At 53.1% G+C, this 10,762-nt stretch carries 10 protein-coding genes and 1 tRNA gene; 5 read left to right on the top strand and 6 right to left on the bottom strand.

Features of this window, described 5'->3' with window-relative positions; translation table 11 throughout:
- Positions 1-9: 9 nt before the first annotated feature.
- Positions 10-85, bottom strand: a tRNA-Phe gene (locus tag JTI98_RS01465).
- A gap of 105 nt (positions 86-190) precedes the next feature.
- Complete coding sequence (locus JTI98_RS01460; RefSeq protein WP_216081847.1) at positions 191-898, bottom strand: DUF554 domain-containing protein; 708 nt, start codon at positions 896-898, stop codon at positions 191-193.
- A 427-nt stretch (positions 899-1,325) separates the two neighbouring features.
- Here JTI98_RS01460 and JTI98_RS01455 point away from each other — a divergent pair, with 427 nt between their 5' ends.
- Complete coding sequence (locus JTI98_RS01455) at positions 1,326-3,461, top strand: ornithine decarboxylase (RefSeq protein ID WP_216081846.1); 2,136 nt, start codon at positions 1,326-1,328, stop codon at positions 3,459-3,461.
- Positions 3,462-3,556: 95 nt separating this feature from the next.
- On the opposite strand, the gene JTI98_RS01450 is transcribed toward JTI98_RS01455, so the two are convergent.
- From JTI98_RS01450 to mutY, 4 genes are all read right to left on the bottom strand, one after another.
- Positions 3,557-4,813 (bottom strand): nucleoside permease, encoded by a 1,257-nt coding sequence (locus tag JTI98_RS01450; RefSeq protein ID WP_044255678.1) that lies wholly within the window; start codon positions 4,811-4,813, stop codon positions 3,557-3,559.
- 212 nt (positions 4,814-5,025) lie between these two features.
- Positions 5,026-6,108: a membrane-bound lytic murein transglycosylase MltC gene (gene mltC / locus JTI98_RS01445; RefSeq protein ID WP_216082219.1), complete on the bottom strand. Its 1,083-nt coding sequence runs from the start codon at positions 6,106-6,108 to the stop codon at positions 5,026-5,028.
- A gap of 73 nt (positions 6,109-6,181) precedes the next feature.
- Positions 6,182-6,457: an oxidative damage protection protein gene (locus tag JTI98_RS01440; protein ID WP_042998071.1), complete on the bottom strand. Its 276-nt coding sequence runs from the start codon at positions 6,455-6,457 to the stop codon at positions 6,182-6,184.
- Positions 6,458-6,484: 27 nt separating this feature from the next.
- On the bottom strand, positions 6,485-7,537 hold the full coding sequence (gene mutY / locus JTI98_RS01435; RefSeq protein WP_130097881.1) for an A/G-specific adenine glycosylase: 1,053 nt from the start codon (positions 7,535-7,537) through the stop codon (positions 6,485-6,487).
- Between the two features lie 162 nt (positions 7,538-7,699).
- Here mutY and trmB point away from each other — a divergent pair, with 162 nt between their 5' ends.
- The 4 genes from trmB (at position 7,700) to ansB (ending at position 10,753) form a co-directional block, all read left to right on the top strand.
- Positions 7,700-8,419 carry a tRNA (guanosine(46)-N7)-methyltransferase TrmB gene (trmB, locus tag JTI98_RS01430; protein ID WP_216081845.1) on the top strand — a complete coding sequence of 240 codons (720 nt, stop codon included), beginning with the start codon at positions 7,700-7,702 and terminating at the stop codon, positions 8,417-8,419.
- Complete coding sequence (locus tag JTI98_RS01425) at positions 8,419-8,745, top strand: YggL family protein (protein WP_042998068.1); 327 nt, start codon at positions 8,419-8,421, stop codon at positions 8,743-8,745. The genes trmB and JTI98_RS01425 overlap by 1 nt, the downstream gene beginning before the upstream one ends.
- Positions 8,746-8,797: 52 nt before the next feature.
- Positions 8,798-9,517, top strand: coding sequence for a DUF2884 domain-containing protein (locus JTI98_RS01420; RefSeq protein WP_042998067.1), 720 nt, complete (start codon positions 8,798-8,800; stop codon positions 9,515-9,517).
- A gap of 189 nt (positions 9,518-9,706) precedes the next feature.
- A complete protein-coding gene (gene ansB / locus JTI98_RS01415) occupies positions 9,707-10,753 on the top strand; it encodes an L-asparaginase 2 (protein WP_042998066.1) in 1,047 nt (348 codons plus the stop codon).
- The last annotated feature ends 9 nt before the right edge of the window (positions 10,754-10,762 follow it).

The following is a 10,762-nucleotide window of genomic DNA, read 5'->3' as shown; positions in this document are numbered from 1 at the left end:
CAAAATAAGTGGTGCCCGGACTCGGAATCGAACCAAGGACACGGGGATTTTCAATCCCCTGCTCTACCGACTGAGCTATCCGGGCAACGGGGCGCATTAAAACCGATCCGCCTCGTTTCGTCAACGAAATTTCTTCAATTCAACGCAGACTGCACAATCTATCACCACTTTGCTGTTATTGCACGCATTCTCAAGCGAAATACGCGGTCCAGGCGGCGGAAAGCGGCATGGCGAGGAGCAGCGCCGGGAGCATATTGACCACGGCAAACATTTTGATTCCGCAGATGCGTAAACCAGTGGCGACCAGCAATAACCCCCCGACCGAACTGAAATCGGCCATCATTGCGGGGGTGGTGAGCGGCAATATCAGCGCCGCGCAGGTCGTCAGTGAAAGCTGGATGAGCAGCATCGGAGCCGCGATAGCCGACACGGCGATACCCAGAGAGCAGGCGAAGATCATGGCGGTAAAGAAATCGAGGAAGGATTTAGCAATCAGAATGCTCGGATCGCCGGTCATTCCTTCGCGCATAGCCCCAAAAATCCCCGTCCCGCTGGCGCAGAAAAGGACAATGATGGCGACATAATTCTGGATAAACGATTCATGGGGCTGCTTTTTACCCGACCGCATAAAGAGAGTCTGCGCTTTGGCGACGGCGGTGTTGATCCCCTTTTCCAGATAGCAAAACTCACCAATTAGTGCGCCGACCAGCGTTGCCAGCACCATAACCGGAAGATTGGCGCATTTGACCACCAGTAAGATACCAATGCCAAGTGATGCGAGACCGAAAATAGAGGTCATGGAGACACGAATCCGTTCCGGCAAACGTTGGCTAAGAAGGGCGCCAATAACACCACCCACCAAAACGGCGCTGGCGTTAATAAAAGGTCCAATTACCACGTAAGCTCCTGCTCATTATGTTGTCAAAGTGCATTATTATGACCTGGTTCTCATTTACAGTGTTGTTTAACCGCAACAAGTGTGCATAAGAATTAAATCTTGCCCCTCCTGGTTAAAGGTGCCATGATTGCGCGAATTTTCTCCAGTCTGTTCGGGGCCGCATGGGATGAACGCAACACCTTCACATCGCCTTTCGCATCGCCGGTTAGCGCGATGGCTGCCCCTTCTCGTTATTCCTTCCCTCTTACTCACCATGCGGTGAGGGCAACGTATGCTCACTGCAGGACAACAGTAAAATCAGAAACGGTCTGCTTTTACTGATGTCTGGCGGTCGGAGCTGGTGACCAGTTTGACCTAAACATCTCGTGGGGCAGGGCAATGAGCCTTGTCCGGGACTCTTATTCTCCCGAAACGGGTTTTTGCGCTTATGAAATCAATGAACATTGCCGCCAGTAGTGAACTGGTTTCTCGTTTATCTACTCATCGCGGTGTTGTGGCGCTGGACAGTACTGACTTTACCGATGTCGCTGCCGTCGTCATGACCGTTACCGATAGCCGTAGCGGCATTCTTGCGTTACTCAAACGCACGGGCTTTCATCTGCCGGTCTTTATTCTCACCGAAGAGAACATAGCTCTACCCGCAGGCGCGACCGCCGTTATTCGCGGTACTGCGCAGGAGTGGCTGGAGCTGGAATCTGCCGCCAGCCTGTATGAGGAAGACCTTCTGCCGCCGTTTTACGACACGCTGACGCAGTATGTGGATATGAAAAACAGCACGTTCGCCTGTCCGGGGCATCAGCACGGTGCGTTCTTTAAAAAGCACCCTGCCGGGCGTCATTTCTATGATTTCTTTGGCGAAAACGTCTTTCGTGCAGACATGTGCAATGCTGACGTGAAGTTGGGCGATTTGCTGATCCATGAAGGTTCAGCCAAACATGCGCAGAAGTTTGCCGCCAAAGTCTTCCACGCCGATAAAACCTATTTCGTCCTGAACGGCACGTCGGCGGCGAATAAAGTGGTTACCAATGCGTTACTGACGCGTGGCGATCTGGTGCTGTTCGATCGCAACAACCACAAATCGAATCACCACGGTGCGCTGATTCAGGCGGGGGCGACTCCGGTCTATCTGGAAGCGGCCCGTAACCCGTTTGGTTTTATCGGCGGGATCGATGAACACTGCTTTGATGAAGCGTATCTGCGCGAACAGATCCGCGACATAGCCGCAGAAAAGGCAGAGTTGCCGCGTCCCTTCAGGCTGGCAATTATCCAGTTGGGAACCTACGACGGCACGATCTACAACGCCCGTCAGGTGATCGACAAAATCGGTCATCTTTGTGACTACATTCTGTTTGACTCTGCCTGGGTCGGCTATGAGCAGTTTATCCCGATGATGGCCGACGGCTCGCCGCTGCTGCTGGAGCTGAATGAAAACGATCCGGGTATTTTCGTCACCCAGTCGGTGCATAAACAGCAGGCCGGGTTCTCACAGACCTCGCAGATCCACAAGAAAGATAATCACATTCGTGGCCAGGCGCGTTTCTGTCCGCATAAGCGGCTGAACAATGCGTTCATGCTGCACGCTTCAACCAGTCCGTTCTACCCGCTGTTTGCCGCGCTGGATGTCAATGCCAAAATCCACGAAGGGGAGAGTGGTCGACGTCTGTGGGCAGAGTGCGTGACGCTGGGGATTGAGGCGCGTAAGGCTATCCTGACCCATTGTAAGCTGCTTGTGCCGTTCATTCCGCCAGTTGTGGAGGGTAAGGCGTGGCAGTCGTATCCCACCGAGGTGATTGCCCGCGAGCGGCGTTTCTTCAGCTTTGCGCCGGGCGCGAAATGGCACGGCTTCGAAGGGTATGCCGACGATCAGTATTTTGTCGATCCGTGCAAGCTGCTGCTCACCACGCCGGGTATTGATGCGCAGACCGGACGTTATACTGATTTTGGTATTCCGGCCACCATTCTGGCCCACTACCTGCGTGAAAACGGTATTGTGCCGGAGAAGTGCGATCTCAACTCGATTCTGTTCCTGCTGACGCCCGCCGAGAGTCCGGAAAAAATGGCGCATTTAACGGCGATGCTGGCACAGTTCGAACAGCATATCGAAGACGACACGCCGCTTGCACAGGTGCTTCCGACTATCTTCAATAAATATCCGGTGCGCTATCGCGACTATACCCTGCGCGAACTGTGTCAGGAGATGCACGATCTGTATGTCAGTTTTGACGTGAAGGATCTGCAAAAAGCGATGTTCCGTCAGGAGAGTTTCCCGACGGTGGCGCTGAACCCACAGGATGCCCACAGCGCCTTTATTCGTGGTGATGTTGAACTGGTGCGCATTCGTGATGCTGAAGGCCGTATCGCGGCGGAAGGAGCGCTGCCGTATCCTCCGGGCGTGCTGTGCGTAGTGCCGGGCGAAGTCTGGGGCGGTGCGGTACAGCGTTATTTCCTGGCGCTGGAAGAGGGGGTGAATATGCTGCCTGGGTTCTCGCCGGAGTTGCAGGGCGTTTATAGTGAAACCGATGCCGATGGCATTAAACGGTTGTACGGGTATGTGTTGAAGTAATCGAAAGAGAATGCCGGATGGCGCTTGCGCTTATCCGGCCAGGTGTATCGGAGTATGCCGGATAAGACGCGAAAGCGTCTTATCCGGCAGAGAGATTAATGTGCGACGGTCTGCGTGCCAGTCGGGACGCGAACGTGCTTGTACTTAAACAGCGCCACGAAGGCAAAGGCCAGAACCAGTGAGTAGCCGGCAAAAATCAGCCACACGGTCTGCCAGTCGGTAATGCCGTTCAGGGTGTAATGCTCTACCACTTTCCCGCTTACCACGCCGCCGAGGATACAGCCGAAGCCGTTGGTCATCATCAGGAACATGCCCTGCGCACTGGCGCGGATTTCCGGACGAACTTCTTTCTCAACGAACACCGAACCGGAGATGTTGAAGAAGTCGAAGGCGCAGCCGTAAACAATCATCGACAGAACCAGCAGCACGGTACCAAACGGGCTCGGGTCGCCGTAGGCGAACAGGCCGAAGCGCAACATCCACGCCACGATACTGATCAGCATGACGTTCTTGATCCCGTAACGGCTGAGGAAGAACGGAATGGTCAAGATGAACAGGGTTTCGGAGATCTGCGAGATCGACATCATCACCGACGCGTGCTCAACGATAAAGCTTCCGGAGAACAGCGGGTTGTTGTCGAAGCTGTGCAGGAAGGTGTTCCCGAACATGTTGGTAATTTGCAGTTCTGCGCCGAGCATCATTGAGAAGATGAAGAAGATAGCCATACGCTTATTTTTAAACAGCGCGAAGGCATCCAGACCCAACATAGAAGTCCAGCTTTGATTCTTCTGCTGATTCGCCACCGGAATGTGCGGCAGGGTCAACGTAAACAGCACCAGCATCACAGAGAGCGCCGCGCCAATATACAGCTGCATATGGCTCAGTTCGAAACCGGAGAAGCTCACGGCCCACATGGCGGCGATGAAACCGATGGTGCCCCAGATACGAATCGGCGGGAAGTCAGTAACGATGTCCATGCCTGCGTTCTGCAAGCGGTAATAGGAAATGGTGTTGATAAGCCCAAGCGTTGGCATATATGCCAGTGAGTTAAGCAGGATCACAAAGAACATCGCACCCGGCGTCGTGACTTCAGCGGCGATGAACAGCGTCACTGCACCCACCACGTGACAGATGGCGTAAACCCACTTTGCACTGAGCCATTTGTCCGCCACGATCCCCAACAGGGTCGGCATCAGAACCGCCGCGATCCCCAGCGAGCTATAGACAGCACCAATAGAAGCACCGTCAAATTTGAGGGTGACAAACATATAGGAGCCGAGGGTGGTCAGCCAACTTCCCCACAAGCAGAACTGCAGAAAGGAGAGTATTTTCAGCTGCAGCTTAAGATTCATGTTAATTTCCTCACACAGGAAGGCGGATGAATGTTTCGTTTGGCACAAATGCCGTGACTGTATGATGTGATTCTATCAACGACGATGGGTGATTTTTTGTTACCTGTGACAAATAATTGCAAAACAATACCTTTTTGCAATGCGAAAAAGTGACTTTTGTCACATTTTGTGTCGCCCGCTCGCCGTTTTACCGGGAGCGGGGAAGAGAAGCATCAGTTCCGCCGATAGGTTTTTTGCGCGGAATTGACTTTATACAGATAACGGCGCGATTCAGAAGAGGGGTGACGCGTGGTTAACGTCTGGTACACATCCCCTGGCGTCATGCTGTTGATGATATTCGCGGCCTGCACTTTATCACTGGAGAAGACGCGCAGTACGCTGCCCGCCCCGCCATTGTAAGCGGTGATCACCGCATAGCGTCGTGACGTTGGGTTATCGATGCCGCCCAGATAGACATTGTTGAGCATCGCCAGATAGGCGGTGCCGGTATCAATGTTGCTGGCTGGATCGAACAGTTCACTGCGACTCGGGATACCGGAGCGGCCCTGGGAACGATAAACGTCTTTCCCGGCGGTATGCTGAACCACCTGCATCAGCCCCAGCGCATCGGAACGGCTTACTGCGTATGGGTTGAAGGATGACTCCGTCTGCATAATCGCCAGAATCAGCGACTCATCAATGCCATATTTATGGGATGCCTTGCGCACCATGCCGAGGTATTTATGCGCACGTTTATCCAGGTGATTCGGCACCAGGTTAATTGTCACGCTGAAAATCATGCGGATCCCGTTGCTGCGGCTTTTCATCCGCGTTTGCAGCAGGTGATCGGCGAAGTTCGTCGCCCGGCCTTCCCAGCGGATCGGCTGACCTGTGTTATCGAGCACCTGGCCGTACAGGAACGGCTCTCGGGAGATCTGAATGTCATCGACATCAGAGTAGAGGTCGACGGAAGTGGGATCATCACCCATCAGCAACGTTTTAATGATGGCGCGACGCAAATGTGCCGCAGGCTCCGTCCCGGCGATGGTCTCAACGGTAATGGTCCCGTCGTCAAAGTTAATATGGCTGCGGGTCTGGTACTGATCGGTGTACTTCACGTAGTCCTTTGGACCGGCGATCAGCACTTCTTGATAGCCCCACAGATTTTCAATGTTGTGGGCAAACTGCCCCATCAGAATGTCAAAACCGTTGGTATCCTTGATCCAGGCTTCATTATAAGAATCGCCTTTTTTGGTCGAACTGGAACAGGAGATAAGCAACGGCGCAATAACGGCAAGCGCGAGAAATTTTTTCATCATTCCGGGAGTGCGTGTTGTGTTTGTCGTTGTGCGGTGTTGCCGGACAGCGTTGAGCCATCCGGCAACGTGCTTATTTTTTATCTTCCGGCGTATAACCTTCGATATGCACGTCTTTGCCTTCAAACAGGAAGTTGATCATCTCCTGTTCCAGCAGCTTGCGATGCTCGACGTTCATCATATTGAGTTTCTTTTCGTTGATAAGCATAGTCTGCTTGTGCTGCCACTGCGCCCACGCTTCTTTTGAAATCTCGTTATAAATGCGTTTTCCCAGTTCGCCCGGGTACAGCTGGAAATCCTGTCCTTCTGCTTCACGCTGCAGGAAAGTGCAAAAAATCGTTCTGCTCATAACTTATCCTCTTCATCGTCCGGTGCGTTAAACGGGGGCACCGGTACGTAACTGCTGTAATAAACGCTCCACCGGAGCCGCCAGGCCAACAGATGGCGGTTGCGCTAAGTTATACCAGAGCGCGTTGCCTTCATCCATGCATGAACCGCATGAAGACACAGTAAGCCACATAGGCACAATATCCAGATGGAAATGGCTGAAGGTATGGCGAAACGCGTTAAGTTGGGTCAAATTATCAGCGTTCACATGCCGTTGCGCCAGCCATTCCCGTAATTCCTCTTCACTGGCAAACTGTGGGAAACAGAATAACCCACCCCACAATCCGCTTGGCGGGCGTTGAGCCAGTAAGACCTCGTCCTGATGTTGCAGCAGCAGAAAATAGCCTGTCCGCTCAGGCAGCGTCTGTTTCGGTTTCTTGCCGGGGTAAAGTGACCAGCTGTCATTTGCACAGGCGACACAACTGTTCTGCAACGGGCACAGCGAGCATTTCGGTTTTGAGCGCGTACACACCATCGCGCCTAAATCCATCATCGCCTGGTTAAAACGCTCCACACCTTTCACCGGTGTAACGTGCTCGCTCAGATCCCAGAGTTTTTTCTCAACCTCTTTTTTACCCGGCCAGCCGCTAACAGCATAGCAGCGCGCCAGCACGCGTTTAACGTTGCCGTCAAGAATCGGAAAAGGTTGACCCAACGAGAGTGACAGCACGGCGCCGGCGGTTGAACGCCCGACGCCGGGGAGCGCCGCCACGTCTTCAAAGGTTTCAGGGAATACGCCGTTATGCCGTGTGGCTACCTGTTGCGCCGCCTTGTGCAGATTGCGCGCCCGGGCGTAGTAACCGAGCCCAGTCCACAGGTGAAGCACTTCGTCCAGCGGCGCGTTGGCGAGATCGGTCACCGTCGGGAAATGGGCCATAAACCGTTCAAAGTAAGGAATGACCGTCGTCACCTGGGTCTGTTGCAGCATCACTTCTGAGAGCCATACTTTGTAAGGCGTCTTATCAATTTGCCAGGGCAGGGTTTTTCGCCCGTATTTATCGTACCAGTCCAGAACCTGGGCTGAAAATTGAGACGCTTGCATGGTCACCGAATTCATTATTGTTGGGGGCAAGATTGCAGCACAGAGGCAACAGGGTGTAAACCGGAACTTTCCGCAGCGTGAGCGCTTCCTTTACTTGCATCCGGCAACTAACTTTGGATAATGCCCGTTTTCAGACCTTAATCACAAGCAGACTTAACTTTTATGAAAAACGACGTCATCTCACCGGAATTTGATGAAAACGGCCGTCCACTGCGCCGGATTCGTAGTTTTGTTCGTCGCCAGGGGCGGCTGACCAAAGGGCAGGAGCACGCGCTGGAAAACTACTGGCCGGTGATGGGCGTTGAATTCAGCGAAGAGCCGGTGGATTTCGCGACGTTGTTTGGCCGTGAAGCGCCGGTTACGCTGGAGATTGGCTTCGGTATGGGCGCCTCACTGGTAGCAATGGCGAAAGCGCGCCCGGAGCAAAATTTCCTCGGTATTGAAGTTCACTCGCCTGGTGTGGGCGCCTGTCTGGCGTCGGCCCATGAAGAGGGCGTTGAGAACCTGCGTGTGATGTGCCATGACGCAGTCGAAGTGCTGCATAAAATGATTCCTGACAATTCTTTAACGATGGTTCAGCTCTTTTTCCCTGACCCGTGGCACAAAGCACGTCATAATAAACGCCGTATCGTTCAGATACCGTTTGCCGAGCTGGTCAAAAGCAAACTGAAGCTGGGCGGCGTGTTCCACATGGCGACTGACTGGGAAGCCTATGCCGAGCACATGCTTGAAGTGATGTCCTCCATTGACGGATATAAAAACCTGTCAGAGAGTCACGATTACGTACCGCGCCCACCATCGCGCCCGGTAACCAAATTTGAACAACGTGGCCATCGTCTTGGTCATGGCGTATGGGACTTAATGTTCGAGAGGGTGAAATAATGGCAAAGAACCGTAGCCGTCGTCTGCGTAAAAAAATGCATATCGACGAATTCCAGGAATTAGGATTTTCGGTAGCATGGCGTTTCCCGGAAGGTACATCTGAAGAGCAGGTTGATAAAACCGTTGATGACTTTATCAATGACGTTATTGAACCGAACAAACTGGCTTTTGACGGCAGCGGTTATCTGGCCTGGGAAGGTCTGATCTGCATGCAGGAAATCGGCAAATGCACTGAAGAACATCAGGCGATTGTGCGTAAGTGGCTGGAAGAACACAAACTTGAAGAAGTGCGTACCAGCGAACTTTTCGACGTTTGGTGGGACTAACTACGCATACGGGGCCAGCATTTGCTGGCCCGATTTGTCTTGAGGGAAAGTTATGATGCGCAAAACGCTGCTGGCGGCAGCCCTTTCTGTAACGGCGATGACCGCTCATGCAGACTACCAGTGCAGCGTCACGCCGCGTGACGATGTGATTCTGAGCCCGCAAACGGTGCAGGTGAAGGGTGAAAACGGCAACCTGGTGATCACGCCGGACGGCAATGTGATGTACAACGGTAAGCAGTACACGCTGAGCGCCGCACAGCGCGAGCAGGCGAAAGATTACCAGGCCGAACTGCGCAGCGCGCTGCCGTGGATTGATGAAGGTGCCAGAAACCGTGTTGAAAAAGGGCGCGTGGCGCTGGATAAAATTATCGCCAAAGAAGTGGGCGAGAGCAGTAACATGCGGGGGCGTCTGACGAAACTGGATGCCCAGTTGAAAGAGCAGATGAACCGGATTATCGAGCATCGTACCGACGGTCTGACCTTCCACTATAAAGCTATCGATCAGGTGCGAGCCGACGGTCAGCAACTGGTGAATCAGGCGATGGGCGGCATTTTGCAGGACAGCATCAATGAGATGGGGGCGAAAGCCGTTCTGAAAGGCGGTGGGAATCCACTGCAGGGCGTGCTGGGCAGCCTCGGCGGATTACAATCCGCGATCCAGACCGAATGGAAGAATCAGGAAAAAGATTTCCAGCAGTTCGGTAAAGATGTCTGCAGCCGCGTGGTGACGCTGGAAGATAACCGCAAGGCGCTGGTCAGCACGCTTAAATAAAGTTTTCATATAAAACAATGGCACAGATCGCCTCTGTGCCATTTTCTTTTGCCTTTCCGCTTCGTTTTGATATCCACCTCTAAATTTAACAATCTGATAGATACATTTGTCTGGTTAATTGGATGAAATCACATTATTCAGCTCTGGCATTGGGATAATGCGGCAAATTCACGTAACTGGAGAAATAACATGGAGTTTTTCAGGAAAACGGCACTGGCAGCACTGGTAATGGGTTTCAGCGGTGCAGCACTCGCCTTACCGAACGTTACCATTTTAGCGACCGGCGGGACGATTGCCGGTGGCGGTGACTCCGCAACCAAATCTAACTATACGGCGGGCAAAGTTGGCGTAGAGAATCTGGTCAAAGCCGTTCCTCAACTTAAGGATATCGCTAACGTTAAGGGTGAGCAGGTTGTCAATATCGGTTCGCAGGATATGAACGACGACGTCTGGTTAACCCTGGCGAAAAAGATCAATAACGAGTGTGACAGCACCGACGGCTTCGTGATTACCCACGGTACTGACACCATGGAAGAGACCGCTTACTTCCTCGATCTGACCGTGAAGTGCAACAAGCCGGTAGTGCTGGTTGGCGCAATGCGTCCGTCTACCGGAATGAGCGCGGATGGTCCGTTCAACCTCTATAACGCGGTAGTGACAGCGGCGGATAAAGCCTCTGCCAACCGTGGCGTGCTGGTGGTGATGAATGACACTGTGCTTGACGGGCGCGACGTGACCAAAACCAACACCACCGATGTGGCGACCTTCAAATCCGTTAACTACGGACCGCTGGGCTACATTCATAACGGTAAAATCGACTACCAGCGTACGCCTGCGCGTAAGCACACCACCTCCACGCCGTTCGACGTTTCTAAGCTGAATGAACTGCCGAAGGTCGGTATCGTCTATAACTACGCGAATGCTTCAGATCTGCCGGCAAAAGCGCTGGTGGATGCCGGTTATGATGGGATTGTGAGCGCTGGTGTGGGTAACGGCAACCTGTACAAAACGGTCTTCGATACGCTGGCAACCGCAGCGCATAAAGGGACTGTTGTAGTGCGTTCTTCCCGCGTTCCGACCGGTTCAACCACGCAGGATGCTGAAATCGATGATGCGAAGTACGGTTTCGTTGCCTCTGGTTCTCTGAACCCACAGAAGGCACGCGTACTGCTGCAACTGGCGCTGACTCAGACTAAAGATCCGAAACAGATCCAGACGATGTTTAATCAGTATTAATCGCTGATG

Source organism: Citrobacter sp. MGH 55 (assembly GCF_016906145.1).
GTDB lineage: Bacteria > Pseudomonadota > Gammaproteobacteria > Enterobacterales > Enterobacteriaceae > Citrobacter_A > Citrobacter_A amalonaticus.
Note: the sequence above shows the minus strand (reverse complement) of the source record. Positions and strands in the feature narration are given on the sequence as shown.

Excerpts from the sequence above, each read along its gene's own strand:
- JTI98_RS01455 (WP_216081846.1), top strand. The coding sequence starts at position 1,326 with ATGAAATCAATGAACATTGCCGCCAGTAGTGAACTGGTTTCTCGTTTA.
- JTI98_RS01450 (WP_044255678.1), bottom strand. The coding sequence starts at position 4,813 with ATGAATCTTAAGCTGCAGCTGAAAATACTCTCCTTTCTGCAGTTCTGC.
- mltC (WP_216082219.1), bottom strand. The coding sequence starts at position 6,108 with ATGAAAAAATTTCTCGCGCTTGCCGTTATTGCGCCGTTGCTTATCTCC.
- JTI98_RS01440 (WP_042998071.1), bottom strand. The coding sequence starts at position 6,457 with ATGAGCAGAACGATTTTTTGCACTTTCCTGCAGCGTGAAGCAGAAGGA.
- mutY (WP_130097881.1), bottom strand. The coding sequence starts at position 7,537 with ATGCAAGCGTCTCAATTTTCAGCCCAGGTTCTGGACTGGTACGATAAA.
- trmB (WP_216081845.1), top strand. The coding sequence starts at position 7,700 with ATGAAAAACGACGTCATCTCACCGGAATTTGATGAAAACGGCCGTCCA.
- JTI98_RS01425 (WP_042998068.1), top strand. The coding sequence starts at position 8,419 with ATGGCAAAGAACCGTAGCCGTCGTCTGCGTAAAAAAATGCATATCGAC.
- JTI98_RS01420 (WP_042998067.1), top strand. The coding sequence starts at position 8,798 with ATGATGCGCAAAACGCTGCTGGCGGCAGCCCTTTCTGTAACGGCGATG.
- ansB (WP_042998066.1), top strand. The coding sequence starts at position 9,707 with ATGGAGTTTTTCAGGAAAACGGCACTGGCAGCACTGGTAATGGGTTTC.